This window comes from Streptomyces sp. NPDC088812, assembly GCF_044750285.1.
GTDB lineage: Bacteria > Actinomycetota > Actinomycetes > Streptomycetales > Streptomycetaceae > Streptomyces.
Window position 1 is genome coordinate 734,147 of the sequence record NZ_JBIVJP010000001.1, and the last position, 24,954, is coordinate 759,100.

Annotated in this window: 20 protein-coding genes; 12 read left to right on the plus strand and 8 right to left on the minus strand. The window is 72.0% G+C overall.

Features of this window, described 5'->3' with window-relative positions:
• Positions 1-110 precede the first annotated feature (110 nt).
• The 8 genes from ACIP67_RS03105 to ACIP67_RS03140 all read left to right on the plus strand — a co-directional run bounded on the left by ACIP67_RS03105 (position 111) and on the right by ACIP67_RS03140 (position 7,549).
• The gene (locus ACIP67_RS03105) at positions 111-917 is read left to right on the plus strand and encodes a hypothetical protein (RefSeq protein ID WP_401686451.1); all 807 of its coding nucleotides are present in this window, start codon (positions 111-113) and stop codon (positions 915-917) included.
• Positions 914-1,930 (plus strand): alpha/beta hydrolase family protein, encoded by a 1,017-nt coding sequence (locus ACIP67_RS03110; RefSeq protein WP_401686454.1) that lies wholly within the window; start codon positions 914-916, stop codon positions 1,928-1,930. The genes ACIP67_RS03105 and ACIP67_RS03110 overlap by 4 nt, the downstream gene beginning before the upstream one ends.
• A gap of 38 nt (positions 1,931-1,968) precedes the next feature.
• Positions 1,969-3,159, plus strand: a complete 1,191-nt coding sequence (locus ACIP67_RS03115; RefSeq protein ID WP_401686457.1) for a Rieske 2Fe-2S domain-containing protein — start codon at positions 1,969-1,971, stop codon at positions 3,157-3,159.
• Between the two features lie 5 nt (positions 3,160-3,164).
• Positions 3,165-3,929 (plus strand): hypothetical protein, encoded by a 765-nt coding sequence (locus tag ACIP67_RS03120; RefSeq protein ID WP_401686460.1) that lies wholly within the window; start codon positions 3,165-3,167, stop codon positions 3,927-3,929.
• A complete protein-coding gene (locus ACIP67_RS03125) occupies positions 3,926-4,906 on the plus strand; it encodes a hypothetical protein (RefSeq protein ID WP_401686463.1) in 981 nt (326 codons plus the stop codon). The genes ACIP67_RS03120 and ACIP67_RS03125 overlap by 4 nt, the downstream gene beginning before the upstream one ends.
• 275 nt (positions 4,907-5,181) lie before the next feature.
• Positions 5,182-6,048: an SDR family NAD(P)-dependent oxidoreductase gene (locus ACIP67_RS03130; RefSeq protein ID WP_401686466.1), complete on the plus strand. Its 867-nt coding sequence runs from the start codon at positions 5,182-5,184 to the stop codon at positions 6,046-6,048.
• A complete protein-coding gene (locus tag ACIP67_RS03135) occupies positions 6,045-6,806 on the plus strand; it encodes a hypothetical protein (RefSeq protein ID WP_401686469.1) in 762 nt (253 codons plus the stop codon). Before ACIP67_RS03130 ends, ACIP67_RS03135 begins: the two co-directional genes overlap by 4 nt.
• A complete protein-coding gene (locus ACIP67_RS03140) occupies positions 6,803-7,549 on the plus strand; it encodes an arylmalonate decarboxylase (RefSeq protein ID WP_401686472.1) in 747 nt (248 codons plus the stop codon). Before ACIP67_RS03135 ends, ACIP67_RS03140 begins: the two co-directional genes overlap by 4 nt.
• 26 nt (positions 7,550-7,575) lie before the next feature.
• Here ACIP67_RS03140 and ACIP67_RS03145 read toward each other — a convergent pair whose 3' ends face one another.
• Positions 7,576-8,769, minus strand: a complete 1,194-nt coding sequence (locus ACIP67_RS03145; RefSeq protein ID WP_401686475.1) for a peptidase M6 — start codon at positions 8,767-8,769, stop codon at positions 7,576-7,578.
• A gap of 485 nt (positions 8,770-9,254) precedes the next feature.
• Here ACIP67_RS03145 and ACIP67_RS03150 point away from each other — a divergent pair, with 485 nt between their 5' ends.
• A complete protein-coding gene (locus tag ACIP67_RS03150) occupies positions 9,255-10,442 on the plus strand; it encodes an MBL fold metallo-hydrolase (RefSeq protein WP_401686478.1) in 1,188 nt (395 codons plus the stop codon).
• Between the two features lie 288 nt (positions 10,443-10,730).
• A complete protein-coding gene (locus tag ACIP67_RS03155; protein WP_401686481.1) occupies positions 10,731-10,898 on the plus strand; it encodes a hypothetical protein in 168 nt (55 codons plus the stop codon).
• Positions 10,899-10,951: 53 nt separating this feature from the next.
• Here ACIP67_RS03155 and sbnA read toward each other — a convergent pair whose 3' ends face one another.
• The 5 genes from sbnA to ACIP67_RS03180 form a co-directional block, all read right to left on the minus strand.
• The gene (gene sbnA / locus ACIP67_RS03160) at positions 10,952-12,019 is read right to left on the minus strand and encodes a 2,3-diaminopropionate biosynthesis protein SbnA (protein WP_401686484.1); all 1,068 of its coding nucleotides are present in this window, start codon (positions 12,017-12,019) and stop codon (positions 10,952-10,954) included.
• A gap of 139 nt (positions 12,020-12,158) precedes the next feature.
• Complete coding sequence (sbnB, locus tag ACIP67_RS03165; RefSeq protein WP_401686487.1) at positions 12,159-13,244, minus strand: 2,3-diaminopropionate biosynthesis protein SbnB; 1,086 nt, start codon at positions 13,242-13,244, stop codon at positions 12,159-12,161.
• The gene (locus ACIP67_RS03170) at positions 13,241-14,248 is read right to left on the minus strand and encodes a TauD/TfdA family dioxygenase (RefSeq protein ID WP_401686490.1); all 1,008 of its coding nucleotides are present in this window, start codon (positions 14,246-14,248) and stop codon (positions 13,241-13,243) included. Before ACIP67_RS03170 ends, sbnB begins: the two co-directional genes overlap by 4 nt.
• A gap of 43 nt (positions 14,249-14,291) precedes the next feature.
• Positions 14,292-17,579, minus strand: coding sequence for an amino acid adenylation domain-containing protein (locus ACIP67_RS03175; RefSeq protein ID WP_401686493.1), 3,288 nt, complete (start codon positions 17,577-17,579; stop codon positions 14,292-14,294).
• Positions 17,580-17,634: 55 nt separating this feature from the next.
• Entirely contained in the window at positions 17,635-20,208 is a 2,574-nt protein-coding gene (locus tag ACIP67_RS03180; protein WP_401686495.1) for a Pls/PosA family non-ribosomal peptide synthetase, read from the minus strand.
• Between the two features lie 452 nt (positions 20,209-20,660).
• Here ACIP67_RS03180 and ACIP67_RS03185 point away from each other — a divergent pair, with 452 nt between their 5' ends.
• Entirely contained in the window at positions 20,661-21,455 is a 795-nt protein-coding gene (locus tag ACIP67_RS03185) for an MBL fold metallo-hydrolase (protein ID WP_401686498.1), read from the plus strand.
• 31 nt (positions 21,456-21,486) lie between these two features.
• Here the strand turns inward: ACIP67_RS03185 and ACIP67_RS03190 are convergent, their stop codons facing one another.
• Positions 21,487-22,050: a TetR/AcrR family transcriptional regulator gene (locus ACIP67_RS03190; RefSeq protein WP_401686501.1), complete on the minus strand. Its 564-nt coding sequence runs from the start codon at positions 22,048-22,050 to the stop codon at positions 21,487-21,489.
• Positions 22,051-22,241: 191 nt separating this feature from the next.
• Between ACIP67_RS03190 and ACIP67_RS03195 the strand changes: the two genes are divergently transcribed.
• Positions 22,242-23,471 carry an oxygenase MpaB family protein gene (locus tag ACIP67_RS03195; RefSeq protein ID WP_401686504.1) on the plus strand — a complete coding sequence of 410 codons (1,230 nt, stop codon included), beginning with the start codon at positions 22,242-22,244 and terminating at the stop codon, positions 23,469-23,471.
• On the opposite strand, the gene ACIP67_RS03200 is transcribed toward ACIP67_RS03195, so the two are convergent.
• Positions 23,468-24,880: an amino acid permease gene (locus tag ACIP67_RS03200; RefSeq protein ID WP_401686506.1), complete on the minus strand. Its 1,413-nt coding sequence runs from the start codon at positions 24,878-24,880 to the stop codon at positions 23,468-23,470. The two genes, ACIP67_RS03195 and ACIP67_RS03200, sit on opposite strands and share 4 nt — an antisense overlap.
• Positions 24,881-24,954: the final 74 nt, after the last annotated feature.

Here is a 24,954-nt window from a genome sequence, read left to right on the forward strand (position 1 = left end):
ACACCCGGAACACCTCACACCCGGAACACCTCACACCCGGAACACACACCCCAGGTGCCCGCACGCCCTGATCGAACCACCTCCCGCCAACTGTCGCCCCGAGGAGCGTGATGGCCGAGACCCTCAAGGCCGTGCAGGACATGACGGACGCGGCCCCCGTCACCGACGTCACCGAGACCTTCCACCAGTGGCAGGAACTGCTGGCGGAACTGAAGAAGAAGATCGACGCCCGCTTCCGGCTGACCCGCGACCCCTCCACGCTCACCCTGGACGCCTACGGCAACCCGCCCGACAGCCCCGGCGGCTCCCTGGCCGCCTACAGCGGGCCCGAGGTCGACTGGATGGTCCACTCCTGGCTGGGCAACCCCACCCGGGGGTTCGCCAACCTCCACCTGACCGTGTGGCTCGGACCGCAGGTCCGCGTCCCCCACCTCGCCGTCGCCCTGCTGTGCTGGCCCGGCGGCTGGTTCTACCTCGACTCCGTCCCCCGCGCCCACCTGCTCGCCGACGGCCCGTACTACGACCGCTACTACGCCCCGCTGGACGCGGAGTGGCTGGAGGTCCGCGAGCGCCACCCGCGGCTGGAGTGGTTCACCAGCCGGGCCGGGTTCATCCGCGCCAGTCTCTCCCCGACCGCCCACTGCTACAGCCTGCCGCGCGACGAGGAGCACATCGGTCTCGTCCGCCGCCTCACCCACGCCCATGTGGACCGCTGGCTGGGCTGGGTCGACGCCGCCGAGACCGTCCCCGAGGACGAGCGGCCCGCCCTCGCCGCCGCCGACCTGGCCACCCGCCGCAACATCGCCGAACGCGACCCGGCGAACGTGATGGGCGTGCGCTACTTCGGGCAGGAGACCACCGACCGGCTGGTGCGGGGCCTGTGGGGCGGCGACCGCGCACTGCCGAGGCCGAGATGACCGGCACCGCACACCCGGAGCACCCGGACGGGGACACGGCCGTCCCCGTGCGCGCCCTGTGGTGGGCGTGCCGCGTGCCCGGCCTGAAGGAACCCTTCGACACCGCCCACCTGCGCGTCTTCCACCCGGCCCGGCCCACCGGCGCCGACGCCGAACGACTGACCGGGGAGATCCCCGCCGACCCGGCCGGCGCCCCCTACCCGGTGGTCGTGCTGCTGCCCGGCATCAACGTCGGCCAGGACGCCTACCGGTGGCTCGCCGTCGCACTGGCACGGGCCGGCCTGGTCACGGTCACCGCCGACCTGGTGGGGGAGCTCTTCGCGGGCAGTCACGGACTCACCCCCGCCGTCGACCTGGAGGCCGCCTCGCCCGCCGGCTGGGGCACCCGGCCGACCAGCCCGCTCATCGGCGCCCTGCTGGGCGCCCTGCGCGACCTCGGCCGACGGCCCCCGCTCGACGGCCTGCTCGACCTCGACCGGGTGGCCCTCGGCGGCCACTCGGCGGGCGGCACCGTCGCCCTCCAGTCCGCCGCCCTCACCCCGGGCGTCCGCGCGGTGTTCGCCTACGCCGCCCACACCCTGGTCGCCGGCCTGCTGGGCTGGCCCGAGGGATCCGTCCTGCCCGTCGGCCCGGGCCCGTCCGTCCTGCTGCTGTCCGGCGAGCACGACGGTGTGATCGCGGCCAGCAGCGACCGCTACACCTCCGCCCGCGGCCCCTGGGACCCGGTGCTGCGCACCTTCGAGGAGGCCGTGCCGGACGCGGGCGGCGCCAGCGCCTGGGCCCGGCTCGCCGGCGCCGGCCACTTCACCGCCTGCGACCCGTACGACCCCACCGCCTCCCGCGGCTTCCTGGAGACCGCCGCCGGTGACCGGACCGCCCCCCGAGCCCTCCTCGGGCGCCTGGTCACCGACTTCTGCCGGTCCCGGCTGCGCGCCGACGCGTCGGCCGGCCGGCGCCTGGACGACCTGCTCGGCGCCCCGCACCCCGGACTGCTGGACGTGCGCCGCCGCTGAGACCCACCCCCGAACGACCCGAGGAGCGCCTCCCCGCCATGCTCAAGAACTTCTGGTACGCGGTCGAGTTCGCCGACCGCGTCGGGCGCGAGCCCGTCAAGGTGGTCTGTCTGGGGCAGAGCCTGGTGCTGTACCGCACCCAGGACGGCACCCCCGTCGCCCTGTCCGACCTGTGCGCCCACCGGGGCGCCGCCCTGTCGATGGGCACCCTCTCCGGCGACTGCGTCGTCTGCCCCTACCACGGCTGGCGCTTCGACCCCGAGGGCGCCTGCACCACCATCCCCGCCAACCTCCCCGGCCGCGGCATCCCCAGGAAGGCCCGCGTCGACTCCTACCCGGTACGGGAACGCTACGGCTTCGTCTGGGTCTTCCTCGGCGACCTGCCCGAGCAGGAGCGCCCGCCGATCCCCGTCTGGCCCGAGTTCGACGAACTGATCGCCGACGGCGGCCGGTTCCGCACGGTCACCGGCGAGTACCTGTGGCACTCCAACTACGAGCGCATCCTGGAGAACGGCTGCGACATCGCCCACACCCCCTTCGTGCACGCGGGAGCCTTCGGCAACCCCGACCGCCCCGAGGTCGAGGAGTACGCCCTCGACCAGCCCGACGAGTGGTCGGCGTTCGCCACCGTCGCCCTGCACCCGCCGGCCGCCCGGGGCCTGTGGGCCCGGCTCCACGCCGACCGCGTCTCCCAGGGCAAGGAGCGGCCCCCCGTGGTCACCACGGCGGGCTGGATGCTCCCCAACATGATCAAGCTCCATGTGCGCCTGCCCTTCGGCAACATGATCATCTACGACACGAACATCCCCCTCGACGAGACCACCACCCTGGTCAAGTGGGTCGCCCTGCGCGACTTCTTCACCGGCTCCTGGGCCGACGCCAACGCCCGCAAGCGCGTACACCGCATCTTCGGCCAGGACGCCCCCGTGGTCGACGGCACCCGCCCCGAACTCCTCCCGGCCGACCTGGGCGCCGAACTCCACCTGCGCTCCGACCTGATCTCCGTGGCCTACCGGCGCAGACGGCAGGAACTCGCCGCCAAGGGCTGGACGGTGGGCCCCGCCGACCGCATCACCGGCGACGTGCCCGAACGCACCTCGACCGTGATCCCCTCACCGGGCCGCCGCGCCGTGCCCGAGTTCGCGCGCGCCTGGGAACAGAAGGCACACGGCTTCCATCCGACCGTCGAGGGCGCCGAACACGGCGCCGGGCAACCGGAGAGCGAGTGACCGACATGACCGACACCCCCGCCCCGCCCAGCCCTTCCGCCGCCCTGTCCGACGCCGTACTGGACCGCCTGCTCGCCGCCACCGGCCTGCGCGAGGTCCCCACCCCCTGGGCCGAGTTGACCGGCGCCGCCTTCCCCGGCCCGGTCGGCTCCGTACGCTGCTTCCACGGCGACGGACCCGTCGCCTCCGTCGTCCGGATCTCCCTGGTCGTACCCCCCGTCGGCCTCGACAGCCACATGGTGTTCGCCTTCGGCGCCGCCGACGGCCCGCTGCCGCACTTCACCCTGGACGCCGTCCGCACCGGTGACGCCTACGCCTTCCACCTCGACCTGGTGCAGCGCACCGACCTCGCCCCGCACCCCGCCTACACCGACCGGGTCTACGGGCCGCTCACCGAGCACCACGCCCACGCCGAGGCGCTGCCCGGCCTCAGCCCCGCGCACATCGGCCCGCGCCAGCGCTCCCTGATGTCTCCGTGGATGCTCGTCCACCGGGCCGACGAGGCCGCGCTCACCGCGATCGGCCCCGTGGCCGCGGCCTACCTCGACCACTGGCTGGCCCTCGCCGCCGACTTCCCCGCCGAGGCGGCCGAGGAGGTCAAGGCCACCGACCTCGCCGACCGCGACCGCCGGGTGCGCGCCCTGCTGTTCAGCCGCGAGATCGACCCCGTGTGGGACCGGGTGGACCGGCTCCTCGGCGCGCCGACCACCGACGCGCTGCGCGCCCTGCTCATCACCGGCCGCCCCGTCCCCCCGGAGGACGCCGCATGAGCGACACCCCCGCAGCCGTCCCCGCCGAGGGCCCGAGCTCCTGGCAGCGGCGCATCACCGGCGAGTGGCACGGCCGCCCCTCCCTGTTCGACGCCACCGGCACCTGGCAGGGCTTCGAGGACATCCGCCGCTCCTCCGAGTACGCCGACGGCGCCACCGTCTACCGCATGGACGGCGGCCTGGAGGGCGGCGGCCCGCTGGCCGGCCGGTTCCGGCTGGCCGCCCCGTTCGCCTTCGGCGTCACCGACGGCGACGACAGCCGCCTCTACCACGGCCCCGACTTCCACGGCAGCGGCCAGCCCTACGGCTCCTTCGTGGACGCCCGCTACTACGGCCCCGGCTGGCAGGTCGGCCTCCACACCTGGAACCACGTCCTGCCCGACGGCGACACCCAGGTCTACTCCTCGATGCTCCACCAGGGCTGGACCGTGGTCGGCTGCTTCAACGGCGTCTACCGGCGCACCACCGACCACGACACCGACCCCGCCACCCGGGAGGAGATCGCCGCCCACCTGGCCGCGGAGACCCGCTGCGGGCCCGTCCCGTGGATCCTGCCCACCAAGGAGGCGGGCGCCTTCACGGGGGAGTGCGAGCTGTGGGGCGCCGACCGGAAGCCGCTCGGCACGGTCCACGTCGAGGACCGCCTCACCCCGCTGGACCTGCTGCGCACCGAGCACCGCGTCCGGTGGAGCGGCGGCGGCCTGGACCGGGACACCACCGTGGTACGCCGCCGCGACGGCACCCGGGAGTTCTGGGAGGGCCCCGGCGCCTGGGGCAGCGCGCAGGCGTTCGGCCGCGCGAACTACCCGGTGTGGCACTTCGCCGGCGACGACGTCCGGGTCGTGGGGCGCGAGTTCGCGATCGACGCGACGCCCGGGATGGGCGCGGGCGGCCGACTCGCCGTCACCTACGAGCTGTTCGCCGGACAGATCCTCTCCGCCGTCCTCCACGGCGTCCTCGACTGGACCACGCCATGACCGCCCCGGATCCCACCGGCCCTGGCACGCCCGCCCCGGGCCCCGCCGGTCTCGGCCCTGGCACGCCCGTCGCGGGCCCCGCCGGCCCCGTCACGTCCGCCCCGGATCCCGCCGGCCCGGTCACGTCCGCCCCGGATCCGGCCGGCCCTCGAACGCCCGCCCCGGGCCCCGCCGGTCTCGGGTCCGTCGCGGGCCCCGTCGGCCCTGGCCGTGGCACGCCCGCCCCGGGCCCCGCCGGCCCGGTCACGTCCGCCCCGGATCCCGCCGGCCCCGTCGTGGTCGTCACCGGAGGCACCCGTGGCATCGGACACGGCCTGGCCCGCGCCTTCCTCGACCGGGGCTGCCGGGTCGCTCTGTGCGGCCGTGCCCCGGACACGGTCGAGGCGGCACTGGCCGCGCTCGACGCGCCCCCCGGCCGGCTGCTCGGCCTCCCGGCCGACGTCACCGACCGCGACCGGCTCGCCGCACTCTGGGACGCGGCGCACGACGCCTTCGGCACCGTCGACGTCTGGATCAACAACGCCGGCGCGGCGACCGCCCGCCGCCCCCTGTGGGAGCTGTCCGCCGCCGAGACCCGGGCGGTCACCGAGGCCAACCTGCTGGGCGTCGCGCACGGTTCGGCCGTCGCCACGGCCGGCTTCCTCGCCCTGGGACGCGGCAGCGTCTGGAACATGGAGGGCTTCGGCTCCGACGGCCGCCTGCTGCCCGGCCTCGGCGCCTACGGCGCCACCAAACGCGCCGTCGCCTACCTGACGCAGGCGCTCGCGACCGACCTCCGCCACCGGGCGGGCCGGCGACCGCACGACGTCCGCGCCATGGCGCTGTCACCGGGCATGGTGGTCACCGACGTCCTCACCCACGGCTACACGCCCGAGGAGTACGCGCGGGCCCGCAAGGTCCTCGACATCCTCGCGGACCGGGTCGAGACCGTGACGCCCTGGCTCGCCGACCAGGTCCTGTCGGGCCGCACCCGCAACGGCGGCCGCGTCGCCTGGCTCACCCGCCGCAAGGCCGCCGCCCGCTTCGCCACGGCCGCCTTCCGGCACCGCCGCGTCATGCCCGACCTGCCCACCGCCGACCGTCCTGCTGCCGGTACCGACGACCCGGCCCGGCCCCGTCGCGCCGAGGAGGCGGACCGATGAGCCACCCCGCCGACTACCCGCTCTCCCTCGCCGTCGAGGACTTCGTGCCCGTCGTGCTGACCGCGGCCGCCGCGGTCCGCCTGATCACCCCGGCCGCGGCCACCGGACGGCGCGGCCGCCTGACGGCCACCGGCGGCGCGCTGCTCATCGCGGCCGGCGGCCTGTCCAAGGCGGTGTGGAAGCTGGTGGTGGCCCTCGACGGACCCGACCTCCACCCCCTCGACAAGGCCCTGTTCCCCCTGCTGTCGGCGGGCTTCCTGCTGCTGGCCCTCGCCCTGCTGAGGCTGCCGCCGCCCTCCTCGCAGAGCCCCGCCCCCGCCCCCGCTGCCGCCCCCGGGGCGATCCGCCGACTGGAGCGGACGTTCGCCGTGCTCTGGCCGGCCACCGCCGCCGTCTGCCTGACCCTGCGCTCCACGGCCCCCGCCCTGGTGCTGACCGTCGCCGCCGTCACCGTCTGCGCCGTACGGCTGATCCTCCTCGCCCGCGGGGCCGGTGACACCCGGGCCGCCGGGGCGGCCGGCATCTGGCTCCTGGGCATGTACGTCCTCGGACCGCTCGCGGCCCGGCCCGACCAGAGCGTCGCCCTCCAGTGGGTGGAGCAGTCCTGCAACACCCTCACCCAGGCCGCCGTGGTGGTCGCGGCCTGGCGGCTCGCCGCCGCCCTGCCCGGCCCGGCCGCCGCCCCCGCTCCTCCTCACCCGCCCGGCCCATCCGGTCCGGCCGGCCCCGCCGACGACGACCGGACGGTGACCCCATGACCGACGCCCTGGGCTGGCGCCGCAAGTTCGGCGTGATCGCGCCGAGCACCAACACCATCGTGGAACCCGACTTCTACGGCATGACCGTCCCGGGCGTGACCGCCCACTTCTCCCGCATCCACATCCGCGACCAGAACATGGCGGGCGACGCGGGGATGACCCGGCTGCTGGAGCAGATCCGCGACGAGATCGGCGCCGCCTGCGCACGCGTCCTCACCTGCGAACCCGACTACATGGTGATGGGCATGTCCGCCGAGACCTTCTGGGGCGGCATCGAGGGCAACCGCGCGTTCCTGCGGCAGATCCACGACCTCACCGGCCTCCAGGTCGCCACCGGAGCCGAGGCCTGCGAGCGCGCCCTGCGCCTCTTCGGAGCCCGGCGCATCGGCATCGTGACGCCGTACCAGCCCGTCGGCGACGCCAACGTACGGCGCTTCTTCACCGAACTCGGCTTCGAGGTGGCCGGCATCACCGGACTGCGCTGCCCCACCGCCGTGTCCATCGCACACGTCACCGAGGCCGAACTGGACCGGGCGCTCACCGGCCTCGCGGCCCTGCCCGACGTCGACGCCCTGGTGCAGTGCGGCACCAACCTGTCGATGGTCGGCCTCGCCGACCGCGCCGAACGCCGGCTCGGCCTGCCCGTCATCGCCATCAACGCGGCCACCTGGTGGATGGCACTGCGGGACAACGGCATCGACGACAAGGTCGAGGGGGCGGGCACCCTGCTGCGCGAACACTGACCCGCCCCGGCCGCGCCGGACGCGGCTCACCACTTGACGGCGTTCACCGTGCTGCTGTGGGCGTCCGCGGACCGGACGGTGAACTGGACGTCGGCGACGCGGTCGTGGAAGGTCTGGCCGGGCTGCCAGGTGGCCATGTCCAGTGTGCCGCAGCCGGCCGGAGGCACCGCGGCGTTCGGGTTGGGCACCACCCGGATCGGTCCCTGGCCGTTCGCCAGTGAGGTGTCGACCCGGTAGATGACGACGCCGGAGGAGCAGGCGGCGGAGTCGTTGTGGGCCTGCCTGCGTGCCTCGGCGACATAGGCGGTGGTGGGGCCGGTCCGGACCACCAGCAACTTGGTGCCGCCGGTGTATTCCACACCGTTCAGGGTGGCGGTGTTCTGGGTTCTGGACTGCCACACGCACACGACCTGGTCGTCACCGGTCCAGCCGAACTTCCATGAGGTCCAGCCGAAGTACTGTGGGCCCCGACCGGCCAGGTGGCCCATGAGGTCCCAGCCACCGGTGAACCGGTAGGCGTCGCCGCCGAAGGCGTACAGATCGGGCGCTCCGAAGGCGTGCGCGGTCTCATGGGCGGCCACCTTGTGACCCCAGTGCCACATGTCCGTGCCGAACGTCACCGCCCAGCGGATCGTCGTGCCGTTCACGACGATCGGAGCAGTGGGGGTCCAGAACCACGCGGTGGAGCGGGAGACCTGGGAGTGGGCGGTCGAGACGATGTAGAACATGTCGTACCCGGACAGGTCGGCACCGGCGCCGGCCGCGGCCCGCAGTGCGTCGGCCACGTACCGGGAGTGCTGCTGGTAGGTGGGTACGGGGAAGCCGTACGTGGTGGAGGCGGTCGGCATCCTCACCCACCGGTTCGACACCGTTCGCATGCTCAGCCAGGTCTTGCCGTACGAGGCTTCCCACACCCAGTCGGCGGCCGGGGACAGGAGGTTGTAGTAATCCGCGACATCGCCCGCGCCGGCCGTGTCGGGGAAGTCCACGTACACCACGCCGATGTTCTTGGTGCCCGTGGGATTCAGATATTGGGTGTAGTCGGTGTTCTGGCCCTCGTCGAGCGCGGTTCCCCGTCCCCGCAGCGCACACGGCGAAGTGCTCCCGTTGACACCATGGGCGTGCTCGGGGGGAACGGCCGCCAGAACGAGCAGGGTCATGAGCACCCCGAGGACGGACAAGGGGAGCGGGCGCCGCATGCGGCGGATCGAGAAGCGCATGGCGTACCTGTTCTGGAGTGGGGGGTTGGGGCGCGGGCCGGCCGCGATCTCCGGCAGGTGGTACGGCAGTCGGGTTCCAGCCTGCCCGGGGTGACCGCGCCGTGCCCCGACGAGAGGCGAAGCTCGCCCGTACGGAGGGCCGGCAGCGAATATGTGCGGTTGAACCCGGAGACGGTCCCGTGGGTGGACCACAGGTGGTCGGTGGCTGACTGCCCACGCCGCCCGCCGCGGCATGGACCGGGACCCGGCCGGCGCGCGGGTGGACGGGGGAGCCGGTATCCGTGCCGTGGATCGCTCCCATGGGAAATGTGGATCGTGCGGGGGCTGGGCCTGCCGGGTTCCGGCCTGCATAGTCGCTGGGGTCGGTGGCTGCCGAGGTCCCCCAGGGCCGGTGCCCCTGTCCGCCCCGGGTCGAAGGCGGCGCCCGCCGGAAAGACCGGAGAACGGAAAGGCCTGATCCTGTGTGTGATGTCATCGCTTCCGTCATGCGGCAAGTCGACGCGCTGCCCGAACCGAGCAGGCGAAAGGTCCTGAAGGCGGTGGGGGCGGGCGTGGCCACCGGGGGCCTCCTGGCCGCCGGCGGTGGCGGCCAGGCCGTCGCGGCCACTGCGGCAGCTGCCTCCTCGTCCGCCTCGCGGCACCGCACCCGGATCGTCCTGCTGGGTACGGGCGGTGGCCCGGCGCTGCTGGGCGGTGAGCGGTACGGCGCCTCGACGGCCATCGTTCACGACGGCCGTGTGTACGTGGTCGACCTCGGCGTCGGCGCCTTCCTGCGGCTGGCGCAGAGCGGACTCGCCCCGAAGACCGGTCTGGGCTCGACCCTGTCCACGGTCCAGGGCATCTTCTTCACCCACCTGCACAGTGACCATTTCACGGACTGGCCCACGGTGTACTCGACCGGCGCGATGAACATCGTCGGGCGAACCCTTCCCGCCATCAGGGTGTTCGGCCCCGGGGACCGCGGCAGCCTCACCCGCGTCTTCCCGGACGACCGTACGGCGCCCGCCGTCTTCAACCCGGACGACCCGACCCCGGGCATCGCGGGGATGACCGCCCACCTGCGCAAGGCGTTCGCCCAGGACCTCAACGACCGGGCCCGGGACAGCAACGCCACCAGCCCCGACACCCTCTTCGACGTCCAGGACATCCCGATCGGCGACCTGTGGACCGTGGACGCCCAGGGCAGACCGCCCCGGCTGAACGCGCCGATCGAGGTGTGGACGGACGGCGACGTCCGGGTCACCGCCACCCTCGTCGACCACCATCCGACCGCCCCCGCCTTCGCGTTCCGGTTCGACACCCCGGACGGTTCGGTCGTCGTGTCCGGGGACACGGCCGTCAGCGAGAACCTGATCGACCTGGCCCGGGACTGCGACTACCTCGTCCACGAAGTCATCGACCCCCAGTTCGTCGACCGGCTCACCGCCGCCCTGCCCGCCGGGACCGCAGAAGCACTGAAGGAGCATCTGCTCGCCGCGCACACCACCATCGAGCAGGTCGGCCGGGACGTCGCACAGCCCGCCGGAGCGAAGAACCTGGTCCTGAACCACCTCGTGCCCGCGAACAACGCCCTCTCCCGCTGGCGACTCGCCCAACGCGGCTACTCGGGGCGGCTGATCGTCGGGGAGGACCTCATGCAGCTCGGGGTCGGCACGGTGCTCGGCCGCGACTGACCCCACGTCGGAAGGGGCAGCGAGCGAGGAGGCCGCCCCGCCTCGCCCGAGGCCCCTTCCCCGCGGCGACCCCACGCGGCGATCTGTGGCGCGCCGCCCGGCAACGGGGCGTCGACGCCCCCCGACTGGTCCGGCAGCACACCCCCCGCTACGTGCCGTTTCCCTCTCGACGACTACCGCGCGCTGCTCGCCACCCGCACCACCGGCATCGAATCGGACCACCGCCCCGACGGCGTCCGCGTCCGCGCACCCCGCGGCACCACGGTCCACCTGTGGACCGGCACCGCGGTGGTCCGCCACACCGGCGACGGCACCGCCGCCGACCTTCCGTACCCCCTTCCCGGCTCCGGCCCGGACGCCTCGGGACAGCACCGCGGGGGAGCGGTGTTCACCCGGGGCGACCACCTCGGTATCGGCTGGCTGTCCGCCTACAACGCCATCGGGGCGGGCGGGTGACGTGCTGCGCGACGGCGGCCGGTACGAGCGGCACACCGCCGACGCGGGGCGGCCTACGCCTGACGGTCCTGTTCGCCGCCGTCGCCGGTCTGCGGCTGACGCGGTGAGCGGCTCACCTGACGCGTGGGCACCGGGCCGGCCGCCCAGGAACCGTCGTCCGTGTCGTCCACGGTGAGCACGTCCTCGCCGTAGAGGTGCTGGAGCCAGTTGGACTGGTAGATGGTGTCGAGGTAGCGCTCACCGAGGTCCGGGGCGATGGCCACCGCCGTGAGGTCCTGCGCGTCGTGGTCGGCCAGCCAGCGCATCGCGCCGCTGACGACCGTACCGGTGGAGCCGCCGAACAGGAATCCGTTCCTGGCCAGACGATGGCAGGCGCGGATGGTGTCCGTCTCCTCGACGTGCACCACCTCGTCCACGTAGGACTCGTCGAGCAGCGGTGGACGCATGCTCATACCGAGGCCGGGGATCATACGGCGGCCCGGCGCACCACCGAAGATCACCGAGCCGGTGGCGTCCACCGCGACGATCCGCACCGGACGGTGCCACTCGCGGAAGTAACGCGCGCAGCCCATCAGGGTTCCGGTGGTGCCGGCCCCGACGAACAGGACGTCCAGGCGCGGGAAGGACTGCGCGATCTCCGGCGCCGTCCTGTGGTAATGGGCCTTCCAGTTGCTCGGGTTGGTGTACTGGCTGAGCCACACGTACCGGTCGTCGGCATCGGACAGCGCCCGGACGTAGTCGATCCGCGCGCCCAGGAAGCCCCCGTTGGCGTCCAGGTCGGTGATGGTGTGCACCCGGCTGCCCAAGGCCTCCATCATGAGTCTGGTCGACAGGTTGCACCGGGAGTCCGTCACGCACAGGAACTGGTAGCCCTTGCTCGCGGCGATCATGCTCAGGGCCACGCCGAGGTTGCCGGACGAGGACTCGACCAGGATCGACTCCGGTTTGATGACGCCCTCCCGCTCGGCGGTCTCGACCATCTCGGTCGCGGCCTTGAGCTTGATCGAGCCGGCGAAGTTGAAGCCCTCGCACTTCAGGAACAGGGAGCGCCCGAAGATGGACTGAAGGTCGACATAGAGTTGCGGTTCGTTGAAGGCATGGGGAGTCGATATGACGGGCACGACGGCCTCCTCCTCATCTGCAGCAGGACTTTCGGAACGTCCCTCCGGTCGTGGGGGGTGTCATGCCTCCGGTTCCTCGTCGGGTACGGTGCCGGCGCGGCCGGGTGGCGGACGCCGGAGCCGAAGCGCTCCGGGACGGTCATCCGTACCGCCGCAGTTCGTGGAAGAAGTCGTCGACGACGCGCAGCTCTCCGGAGCGGACCACCTCGTCGTAGACGTACTTGCCGACCGCGAGGTCGAGCACCCCGAGGCCGAAGGGCGAGAAGATCACCGGCCGGCCCTCCGGCACCGTCACCCGCCCGGCCATCACGTCGTCCAAGGTGCCCTGGAGGAAGTCCCGGTTGCCCGTGAGCTGCTCGGCCAGATGGGGCGAGGTGTCGGCCTTCAGGCAGTGCTCGACGTCGTCGACGATGTTGGTCGAGGCGAGGATGATCTCCGGTGCGAGGTCGCGCAGTGACACGTGCAGCACCAGGGGGTCGTGGGAGAACCACGTGGGGTCGCTGACGTGCGGCTCACCGGCGACGGTGGCGAAGACCACCAGGTCGCTGCCGCGGATCAGCTCCTCGGCGCCGTCGTGCACCGTGATCCGGCCCGTGGTGCCCGACTGTTCGAGGTAGCGGCGGAACCCCGCCGCGCTGTCGGCGGCCAGGTCGTGCACGCCGATCTCGTCGAACGACCAGCCGCTGCCGGCCAGGAACGTGTGGATGTAGCGGGCGATCAGGCCGGTGCCGAAGAACCCGACGCGCGTGGGCCGGGTCCGGCCCCGGCTGAGCCGGTCGGCGGCCAGCGCCGCCGACGCGGCCGTCCTGGTGGCGCTGATGACGGAACTCTCCAGGCAGGCGAACGGGTAGCCGGTGTCCCGGTCGTTGAGGATCAGTACGGCGGACGCCCTCGGGATCCCGGCCCGTACGTTCTCCGGGAAGCTGGAGATCCACTTCAGCCCGTCCACCCGCACGTGTCCGCCGATCGAGGCCGGCAGCGCGATGATCCGGGAGGACGGGCGGTCGGGGAACCGCAGGAAGTACGACGGCGGGTTCACCGAGTCGCCGGCGCCGTGCAGCCGGTAGGTGGCCTCGACCAACTCGACGATCTGCTTCTCGCTGCCCTCCAGCACCTGCTGGACCTGGGCACCGGAGATCACCGCGAAGGGGGGCACGGGGTGCGGCTCGGCCGTCGCGGACGCGGTCGCTTCGGTGGGGACGGTGGTCGTCGGGCGGCTGGTCATCGGGCTGTCTCCTCGAAGGTCGGCGAGGACGCGGACGGTCGTACCGGGTCGGCCATCGCGACGAGTACGTCGCGCGGGCCCGCGTAGGGCTCCCGGCTGTGCGCGGTGCGGATGTTGTCGACGAGCATCAGGTCGCCGGCCTGCCAGGGCTCGCGTGCGGTGTTGGCCTCGTACACCTTGTTGAGCAGCTGCACGACGTCCTCGCCGATCGGGTCGCCGCCCCCGAAACGGGTGTTGAAGGGCAGGCCGTCGGCGCCGTAGACCTCGATCAGGTAGTCGCGGACCTCGGGAGCCAGCGTCCACTCGTTGAGGAAGGCGATCTGGTTGAACCAGCAGCGCCGGCCGGTGACCGGATGGCGCGTCACGGCGCTGCGGCGCTGCCTCGTGCGCAGCGTCCCGTCGGGCCGCCAGTCGTACGCGATCGCGTTGGCGCGGCAGTACCGCTCGACGGCGGCCCGGTCGTCGGTGCCGAACGCCTCGCCGACGGACGACCCGATCTCGTCGTTGTAGCTGCGGGTGAGCAGCCAGCCCTCCCGCTCGAAGCGGTCGGTCAGCTCGGTGGGCAACTGCTCCAGCACGGTCGCCGCGTCGGCCACTCCGGTCGCCCCGCCCTCGTCGGGCGCGGTGAGGCAGGCGAACAGCATCAGGCCGGGGACCTCGAGCGTGTAGCTCAGCTCGTGGTGCATGCACATGGGCTGGTTCGGCGGCCACTGCGCCGAGGAGTACACGCCGTCCGCGTACGCCTGCCGGGGCGCGAAGGCCTCCCGCTCGGTCATCAGGCCGGTGCTCAGCCGTTCGAAGACGGCGCGGGCCCCGGGCACGTCGCGCAGCCCGAGACCGCGGACCAGGACGCAGCCGTGTTCGGCGACGACGGCACGCAGCGCCTCCCGGTGCCCGGCCGCCCACCCCGGCGCGTCGCCGGGGGTGGCGGCCCGCAGGACCGGGGGCCGGCCGGGTCTGAGCTCGACGTCGTCCAGCGGCGACGCCGGTGATGTGGGGGACATCTCGGTTTCCTTTCGATGTGCGTGAAGTGCGGCCGGGTACCGCTCAGGGAGAAGGGAGCAGTTCGGTGGCGCGCAGGACGACCTGTGCCGCCTCGGCCGGACGGGTACGCAGGAAGTAGTGGCCGCCCTCGCTGAGTTCGTGCAGGTCGACGCGGGTGGCGAGGAGCTCCCAGTCGCGGTGGCGACGTGGGTGACCGGCGGTGACCGGGTCGTCGGCGGCGACGACCACGGTGAGCGGCGCGGACAGCTTCACCACCGGGGGAGTGTCGAGGAGGCCGGCGAGATGGCGGTGTGCCGACACGAAGTCGTGCCGGTAGGCGGCACCGACGTGTTCGGCGCGCTGCGCGTCCAACTCGTGGAGCTGGGTGTAGCCGCCGTCCCTGCTCAGCCTCGCGGCGATCTCGGCGTCGCTGTGCACGCTCAGCTCGGTGACCACGTCGCGTTGCCCGGCGGTGTCGCCGGGCAGCGAAGCGGCGACGAACACCCGTCGGACGTCGAGCCCGCGCTCCTGGAGCTGCCTGGCCGTCTCCACGGCGAAGGCCGCGCCCGAGGAGTGACCCCACAGCAGGACGTCGGACAGGCCGCGGTCGGCGATCTCGGCGACGACCTGGGCGACGACGTCCGCGAACGGCGCGAAGGGCTCGCTCTCGGCGGCCACGTCGTGACCGGGCAGCTCGACGGCGAAGACGGCGATCCCACTGCCCCGCAGCGCCCTGGCCATCGGCTGGAAGTTCACCGCGTTGCCGCCCGCGTAGGGGAAGCACACCAGGACACCGGTCGGGGTGCCCTCCGGCTCGTACAGGGACTGGAGCAGCCCGGTACGCCGGTCGGACCTGCCGTCGACCAGGGCGGCCAGATCGGCGAGGACCGGATGACGGGTCACGTCCTTGAGCGACACCGCGCGGTCCAGGGTGATCGCCAGCTTCACGGCCGACAGCGACGTGCCGCCCCGGTCGAAGAAGTGGTCCCGTCGATCGATCCGGTCCTGCGGGATGCCGAGCACCTCCGCCCAGGCGGCCGCCAGCCGCCGCTCGGTCGGCGTGCCCGGCGCCCGGTGGCCTCCGTCGACGTCCTCGACGGCGTCGAGGCCCGCCGCGAGTGCCGCCAGTGCCCTCTTGTCGGTCTTGCCGTTGGCGGTCAGGGGCAGCCGCTCCCGCCAGTGGAAGGCCGACGGCACCATGTACGGCGGCAGCGATGCGCGCAGCCGGTCCCGCAGGTCCTCCGCGGGGCACGGCCGCGGGCCGGTGCAGAAGGCCACGAGGCGCTTGCTCCCGTCCGGCCCCTCGACGACCACCACCGCACCGTCGCGGACACCGGGCACCCGCAGCAGGGTGTTCTCGATCTCCCCGATCTCGATCCTGAAGCCACGGATCTTGACCTGGGTGTCGCGGCGTCCGAGGAACTCCAGCTTGCCCTCGGGCAGCCAGCGGCCGTGGTCGCCACTGCGGTACAGCCGGGCTCCCTCGCGGTGCGGATCGGGCAGGAAGGCCTGTGCGGTGCGCTCCGGGTCGTTGACGTATCCGCGGCCGACGCACACACCGGAGAAGACGATCTCGCCGGGCGCGCCGAGCGGCACCGGCGACAGTCGCTCGTCGACGACGTAGACGTGCACATTGCCGACGGGGCGGCCGAGCGGGACCCGCTCGCGGTCCGGCACCCGGTCCATGACCTCGTGGTTGGTGTCGTCGGAGGTCTCGGTCAGGCCGTACGCGTTGACCAGCTTGATGCCGGGTTCGGCCGTGAACCAGCGCTGGGTGAGCTCCTTCTTCAACGCCTCACCGGTGACGGACACGCACCGCAGGGCGGGCAGCTCACGCGGGTGCTGCTCCAGGTACGCCAGGACCACTTCGAGGTACGACGGGACGACCTGGAGCACGGCGACCCGGCCGCGGGCGATCCGGTCGACGAACCTCTGGACGTCCAGGATCACCTCCTGCTCGACCAGCAGGGTCCGGCCGCCGACCAGGAGCGCGGACACCAGCTGCCACAGCGAGATGTCGAAGCACTGGGGCGCGGTCTGGGCGACCACCAGGCCCTCGCCGATCTCCAGGTCGTCGATCTTGGCGTAGAGGTGGTTGAGCAGGCCGGCGTGCTCGCACATCGCGCCCTTGGGCTCTCCCGTGGAGCCGGACGTGAAGTAGATGTAGGCGAGCTGGTCCGCGGTGACGGCGATGCCCGGGTCGTCGTCGGAGTGGCCCTCGTCGTACGCCGTGCCGATGACGAGCTTGTGGACACCGGGGAGCGAGTCCAGCGCCCGGTCGAGCGAGTCGGTGCCCAAGGGTTCGGTGAGCACCAGCTCGCACTCGGCGCGCGCGAGCATGGCCGCGATGCGGTCGGCCGGGAAGCGCGGCTCGACGGGCAGGTACACGCCTCCGGCCTTGAACACCGCGAGGACGGAGGCCATCCAGTCCAGGTTCCGCTCGGTCACCACCGCGACGACGCCCTCGCGCCGCAGCCCGCGGGCCAGCAGGGCCCGTGCCAGCCGGTTGGCACGGGCGTTGAGTTCCCGGTAGGTCCACTGCCGTTCGCCGTGCACGGCGGCGACGGCGTCCGGGTGGTCCTTCACCCGCTGCTCGAACACCTCGTGCGCCCGGGCGTCCGGCAGGGTACGGCGCGGTCCGGCCAGTCCTTCGAGCTGGAACCGGAGCTCCTCGGCGGACAGCAGGCTCTGCCGCGCGTGCTCGGCTTCCGGGTCCGCGGCGATGAGCGCGAGCGCGGTGAGGTGGTAGCCGGCGATCCTGGCCGCGCAGTCCGCGTCGAGTACGTCGGTCCGGTACCGCAGCCGCAGCACGGTCCGGCCGCCGTGCTCCGAGAATCCCACCCGGAGCACGGTGTCCGCGTCGGGACCGCCGCCGGCGCCGGCCGGACGAGGACCGGAGGCCGCGTGCGGATCGAGGACGGTCTCGAACGACGGTTCGGTCAGGCCCAGCTCGCGACCGAGGTCGTCGACCGGGAAGTCCTGACGGGACAGCACCTCCGACGCGACACGGTGGGTCTCCACCAGCAGCGCCCGCCACGACCGCGGTGCCGTCGTCAGCCGGCAGGGCAACGGCGGGCCGCCCTCCGTGGGCACGTAGCCGGTCGTGACGTCCTGCTCGCCGGACAGCGCGGCGACGACCACGGTGTGCGCGGCCAGCAGCACGGAGTCCAGCGGTATCACGAGGGCCTTCGCCGACCGGCGCACGGCCTCCATGACGTCACCCGGGACCGTGCTCTCGTGCTCGGCGACGCCCGTCACCGGACGGAGCGTCCACCGCGGGATCGTGGTGGGTCCGCCGGCGGTGAGCACACCGCGCCAGAACTCCCGATCCGCCTCTGCTCGCGTTGCCATCGTCGCGTCCCTCTCCACTCGCCAAGGCCACCGTGTCTGTCGCTGTCGCCGCCGGTCAGGGCAGCTGCACTGCCGTCGTCGCCGCCGTCGGACCGGGGGTGTCCCGCATCTCCGTGGCGGGGTTTCCGCCCCACCGCGCGTGCCGGGGGACTTCCTCCCCCTTCATCAGGAAGGAGTCGGGCGCGAGCACCGATCCGTCGCCCATCGTCACGCCGTAGTGCACATGGGTGCCGATACCGAGGGTGGCTCCCTCGCCGATCGTGCTGCGGTCGGACTTGAACGTGCCGTCCTCCTGCGAGTGGCACTGGACCTTGCTCCCCACGTTGAGGGTGCAGCCGTTCCCGATGGTGGTGAGCTGCCGCTCCGTGATGTAGCAGCCGTCGTCGAAGACCCTGCTGCCGATCCGCACCCCCAGGAGGCGCCAGAGCACGGTCTTGAAAGGGGTGCCGTTGAAGATCTGGAGATGCTCGTCAGGCACCTTCCACAGCCGCTCGTGCCACCAGAAATACGGTTCGTAGATGGAGCACAGGCGCGGTTGCAGCCCGCGGAAGGCCACGACGGCTCGCTCCACCAAGGCGTAGTAGAGGGGGGTGAACACCAGGCTGAACACCAGGAACGCCGCGATCGACACATGTCCGAAGGAGTCGTACACCTCGACGTCCGCGAAGGCGATCACCGTGAGCACGAAGAAGTACAGCCACCGCAGGAGCAGGAAGAGGACCATCGACCGGATGTTGTAGCGGTTCTTCGCGGCGAGGCTGCGACGCAACGCGTCCCCGGTCCGCAAGTGGTCGAAGCGGGAGTCGCGTTCCACCGACCGGGGAATCTCGAAGCACGGTGAGCCGAGCAGACCCACCCCCTCGCGTACCTCGCCGTCGAGCGGAATCATCACCTTCGTCGCGAGCAGGCAGTTGTCGCCCGTCCTGCCCCCGGCCGGATAGGCGATGTTGTTCCCGAGGAAGTTGTGCGGCCCGATCGACGTCCGGGACACCCGGAACGACGTACTCGAAAATTCGGCGTTGACGATGGACAGGCCGTCGGCGACCATCGTGCCGCTTCCCACGGAGCACAGATAGGGGGTCTCGTGCTGCACTTCCGTGCCGAAATTCGACCCGGTCTGCTCCACCCGGGACAGGTCGTACCCCAGGCCGCGCAGATAGTGGACGATGTAGGAGCTGTCACCCAGCAGCCATTTGAAGAACTTGACATTGGTGATGCGTGTGATCGCCCGGTGCGTCGAGTAGTGGAAGCCGTACAGCGGATACACCCTGTCCGGTTCGATGACCAGGTTCATCAGACGTGGAACGGCGAACAGAAGGGCGGCGCCCACGACGACGAAGCCGAAGAAGAGGACCGAGGAGACGATCAACGCGTCGAGGTAGAGCTCCGGCGACACGAGTCCCGCCGCTCCCGGACCCAGCCGGTCGCTCAGCGCGGGCACCTCGGTCAGCAGCACGTACGGTCCCCCGACGGCCAGCGGCACGCCGAGGAGGAACAGCTGACCCACGGTGGCGAGGGCGAAGCCGGCCCGGCGCAGGGCGCCGCACCTGGCGGGCGGGACCCGCACGTAGTCGACCTCCGTGCGCTGCGCCGGAGAGCCGTGCCACCGCTGGCCGTCGGGGACCGCCTGGCCCCGGTGGAGCGAGGACGTGTGACCGAGCTGCGCCCCGTCGCCCAGGGCCGTGTCGATGTCGAGCACGGTCTTCTCGCCGATGAACACGTCCCGGCCGAGAGTGACCCGGCCCGTCTGGATGCGGCCGGCGTGCGCCCGGTAGCAGAGGAAGAACGACTCCTTGCGGATCACCGTACCGGCGCCGATCGTGAGCAGGTCGGTGCAGACCGGAACCGAGCGGGAGAGGATCGTGACGTCCTTGCCGATCCGCGCACCGAGGGCCCGGAGGTACAGCACGTACAGGGGATTGCCGACGAAGAAGACCATCGGGTTGGCGTGGAGCAGCACCTTGACGGTCCAGAAGCGCAGATAGGTCAGGCCCCAGACGGGGAATTCCCGCGCGGTCCACCGGCCGACGAGGATCCACTTGGCCGCGATCGGGAAAGCGCACATGCCGATGAGGGCGGCGCCGCCGAACGCGACCGATCTCAGGTAGAGGTCGGCCAGATCCGATCCCGCGGACACCCATTCATAGCCGCGGGCGGCGATCAGTGCGGCGGTGAACGAATAGGCCAGAAATAGCAGGAACTGCAGCGCTCCGCAGAGGGTGTACTGCAGTGCGCCGGCCGGAGAAACCGCCTCCGACGGGGGCGGGGCCGGTGAACTCGCGGCGACGTGCGGCGCGGCGGAACCGATTCCGGCCGTGACGTCCGTATCGGCGAGCGCCGTCGCCAGACTGCGGACCGTCGGATGACGGTAGACGTCCTTCATCGACACGGACGGCAGATCGGCGCGCTTCCTGACCCGTGCGCAGAACTGGGCCATCACCAGTGAATTACCGCCGAGGTCCGCGAAGAAATCACTGTCGAACGGCACCCGATCGACGCATATGACGCCGGCGAGGATCTCGGCGAATTCCCTCTCCACGTCTCTCGACGGGCTGCTCTCCGCCGGCGGAGTCCTCTCCGCCGGCGAGACGCCGGTGCTGCACGTGGCGACTGCGGATTCATTCGGCATGGTCGTCGTGAGAGACTCGGCAGATTTGTCCACCAATGCGACTCCTTGAGGGAATGTTGATCGGCGTGGACCGGTGCGACCGGCGCCCGGCTGCCTCGCGCCGAGTGCGGTCCGCGGTGCGGCCATGGCGGCCCGGGCGCTGCGGGGTCACGCATGCGTGGCCTCGCGAAACCGGCTTCAGCATCCGTCGTCCACCGGCGGTCTGCCACTCGACTTGATCTCCGTGGCGCAACGGGAGGGTTCCTCGGGGCCGGTGGGCTCGCTTTCCGGGCGCCTTTGCGAAGGAGCCGCGGGTCAGGGGCGGATTACTGCGCTTGGGGGGGCGTTAGCCCGGCCGGGAGGGCCGGGAGGGGAGGTGTGCCGCGGCCGTCGGCCAATTCCCTCCGACCGGCTGTTTAGCGAACGATCGTGTGCTAAATTTTGGCGAACGATCGTACGTCAAGGGGGCGGGTGTGCGTATCAGATGGCTGGGCTGGGCCGGAGTGGAACTCGAAGCGCAGGGCGAGAGCCTGGTCATCGACCTGCTCGGCCGGCCCGAAGGCGTCCTGGAGGGAACGCCCCTGTCGGCCCCCATGCCGACGGTCACACCTCCGCACACGCAGGGTCAGGTGCTCGCGGGGCTCTGCACGCACCTGCATCGAGACCACACGGACGCGGCCGCGCTCGCCCGGGCACTGCGTCCCGGAGGCACGGTTCTGCACCCCCGGCCCTACGGCGGCGACGACCACGAGAACCTCTGGACGCTCCAGGCCGACGGGGAACTCACCCGGTGGGATCTGCCCCGTCGAGCGATGGGGCTGTGGGAGACCGCCACGGTGGGACCGTTCACCGTCGCGGCGGTCCCGGCGGTCGACGCGCTCGGAGATCCACAGGTGTCCTGGGCGGTCGCGGCCGGCGGAAAGCGTGTCATCCACCTGGGCGACAGCATGTTCCACGGCTACTGGTGGCGCGCCGCCCACCGGTTCGGCCCCTTCGACGCCGTGCTGACGCCCATCAACGGACCGACCGTGTGTTTCCCGCACTGTCAGCCGGCGAGCCCGTACCCGGCCTCGCTCGACGCCGAGCACGCGGCCGTGGCCGCGCGACTGCTGGGAGCGGGAATCGCGGTGCCGATCCACTACGACGGATTCCACATCACCGGCTTCTACGACACCCGGCCCGACGAACTGTCCCGTTTCCTCGACGCGGCCGCGACCGAGGCGTACGAAGCCCTCGCCCTCGAGCCGGGCGAAGCCGTGAGTATCTGAGTGTCCTCACCCGGCCGAGCCCGAGCGGGCGTCACGAGGCCGGCCTGAGGTAGTTCAGAGCGAGGTGGGTGAGTTCCTCGAGGAACCGCTCCCTCGGGATGGGCGGCCGGTCGAGGAGGTACCGCACGGTGAGGTGCTCGACCGTACGCACCAGCATCCACACCGCCGTGTCGAGGGAGGCGTCCGGCCGCAGTCCCCGGCGCTGTGTCGTCAGATAGGCGAGGACCAGCTCACCGATGCGCTGCTCGAAGGCGCGCAGCGTGCGACCGTCGTCGAGCCGGGGGCCGTCCTCGACCGCCGCACGCAGGAACGGCGGCTCCACGTCGAGTCCGTCGAGCAGTGCGGTGAGGGTGCTGCGGACGATCACGGGCGCGGACTGCTCGAACTGGCCGGACATACGGGCGGTGACGTGGGAGACGAGTGCGTCGCCGTAGCGCTCCAGGACCGCCGAGACGATGGCGTCCTTGTGCGGGAAGTACTGGTACAGCGAGCCGGGGCTGACCCCGGCCGTCGCCGCGATCCTGCTGGTCGACGCCCCCTCGTAGCCGTGTTCGGCCAGGACCCGCCCCCCGGCGTCGAGGATGCGCTCCACCATCGCCCGGGACCGTTCCTGGCGCGGCGCCCTGCGCGGCGAGACGCGAGCGGCCGTGGTGCGCCGCGCGCCGGGACGGGGCGATGACATGGGCGTCAGAACGCGAATTGAACGCGAGTACGAGCAGCCGTCAGCATCGACACATGGTGGCACACGAGCCTGCGAAGTGTGAGAGCCCCGTCGGACCGGATGACGTGACGGCGCCCCCGACCCCGTACCCGCGACGCTTCCGCGAGACCGAGAGCCTCAACCGCCGTCTCGGCAGGCCGCTGCGGATGCTGCTGTGGGGCCGAGGCGGTGTGGACCCGGACCTGCTGGCGTCCATCGGCGAGCGGCTGATGGCGCGCGACGAGATCGCAGCGGCGCTGGCGAGCGCCATGAGGACCTCCGACACGGCGGATCCGGAGCGGGTGTCGATGAGGCAGTTCCGACGCGCCCTCGCCGACGGGATCGACGCGGTGCCGTCGGCGCCCCGGGCGCTGCGCGACTTCTTCGCCGCGGTCGACGCCGTACCGGCCTGGGTCGACTTCGACCTGGTCAACGAGGGCGGCCGGGTGGCCCGCAGGTTCGGCCGCAACTCCGCCGACGTCATGTTGCAGCTGGCACTGATCGGCTCCTACCGGTTCGACGGACCGCCGAACCTGCTGGTCGAGACCGGCGGCCTGACCGGTGGATCCGCACTGCGCCGGATCGCCGAGACCCAGCAGTGGGCGACCGCGGTCACCGGCCACGACGCGATGCGCCGCGACGGCCAGGGCTTCCGCCTCACGGTGCACGTCCGCCTCATGCACGCCCTGGTCAACCACGCGGCCGAGCGGAACGGGCGCTGGGACACCGGCCGTTGGGGACTGCCGGTCAACCGGTCCGACCTGGCCGCCACCCTCGGCCTGTTCAACGCGGTCCAGCTGCTCGGAGTCCGCCTCCTCGGGGTCCGTGTCACGCGCGCCGAGTCGCGGGCCCTGATGCACCTGTGGAAGTACGTGGGCCACCTGATGGGCGTGGACGAGGACTGGCTCTTCGACCGCGAGCTTGCGCAACATCGTTTCAACTACCACCTGTTGCTCACCCAGAGCTACGGCGGTACGGCCGGCCCGCCGCTGGCGGGCGCCCTCGTGGCGGCCCAGGGCTCCCTGCACTTCACCCGCTTCGCCCGGGTGCGCCGCGCCCATGCCCGGGCGCGGCTGCTGAGCATGCTGCGCTACTTCCTCGGCCGCCGGGGCATGCGGGACCTGGGCCTGCCCGATTCCCTGCCCTGGGCCGTGCCACCCCTGCTGGCCGCCAACCTCCTGCGGTACCACGTCCTCGGCCGCACCGCGGCGGGACGCGCGTACCTGCTGCGCAGCGGCGACCGGTTCATCCGGCGGCATCTGCGACGACACTTCGGCGAGCAGGCTCCGGACGTCGGGACCCTGCCCCCCGGCTAACGGCGGGCCAGCTCCGACCGCCGGTACGAGTACCCGAAGTAGATCACGAGGCCGAGCGCGAACCACACGGCGAAGCGCACCCAGGTCTGCCACCGCAGGAACGTGATCAGCCAGAGCGAGAAGACGATGCCCACCGCCGGCACGAACGGCATCCACGGCGTACGGAACGTCCGCGGCAGCTCCGGCTGCCGGTACCGCAGCACGATCACCGCCGCACACACCACCACGAACGCCAGCAGGATGCCGATGTTGGTCAGCTCGGCCGCCTCGCCGATCGGCAGGAAGCCGGCGATGGCGGCCGAGGCGAACCCGACGATCCAGGTGACGCGGGTCGGGACGTGCCGTGTCGGATGCGTCTTGGCGAACCACTCGGGCAGCAGCCCGTCGCGGGCCATCGCGAACCACACGCGGGTCACGCCCAGCATGAAGGTGAACATCACCGTCAGGATGCCGATGATGGCCCCCACCGCGATCACATCCGCGAGCCCGCTCAGCCCCACCGACTTGAACGCCGTAGAGAACCCGCTCTCCGGGTCGATGTCCTGGTAGTTCTGCATGCCCGTGAGCACCAGGCAGGCGGCCACGTACAGCACCATCGAGATCGCCAGCGAGTAGAGGATCGCCTTCGGCATGTGCCGCTGCGCGTCCTTCGACTCCTCGGCCGCCGTCGACATCGCGTCGTAGCCGAAGACCGCGAAGAACACGGTCGCCGCACCGGTGAACGCGCCGCTGATGCCGAACGGGAAGAACGGCGTGTAGTTGTCGGTGTTGATGTAGAAGACGCCGACCCCGATGACCAGCAGCACGACCAGCACCTTCAGCACGACCACGGCGGTCTCGAAGCGGGCCGCGTTCTTGATCCCCAGGTTCAGCAGGTACGCGATGAGCAGGCACAGCAGCGCGGCGAACAGGTCGACGCGGTGCCCGCCGCCGGTGCCGGGCGCCCCCAGCATCCAGCTCGGCAGGTCGGCGCCCGTCTCGCCGACGAGGAAGCTGAAGTAGCCGGAGATGCCGATCGCCACCACCGCCACGATCGCCGTGTACTCCAGCAGCAGGTCCCAGCCGATGAACCAGCCCACGATCTCGCCGAGCACCGCGTAGCCGTACGTGTACGCCGACCCCGCCTTCGGGATGAGCCCCGCGAACTCCGCGTACGACAGCGCCGCCGCGGCACTGGCCACACCGGCGATGAGGAAGGAGATGAGCACGGCCGGCCCCGCGGTACCGTTCGCCACGGTGCCCGCGAGGGTGAAGATGCCCGCGCCGATGATGCCGCCCACGCCGATCGCGGTGAGCTGCCACAGCCCGAGCGACCGTTCCAGCCGGGTGCCCTCGACGAGTTCCGTCTCCTCGATGTGCTCAATGGGTTTGCGGCGGAGAATTCCCTCACCCATACGGAGCCTGGCCATGCGCCTCACCTCTTTGTGATCAGCAAAAGGCTGACGGCGGATCATGATGGCTCAGCCGCGGACACAGTGGAAGA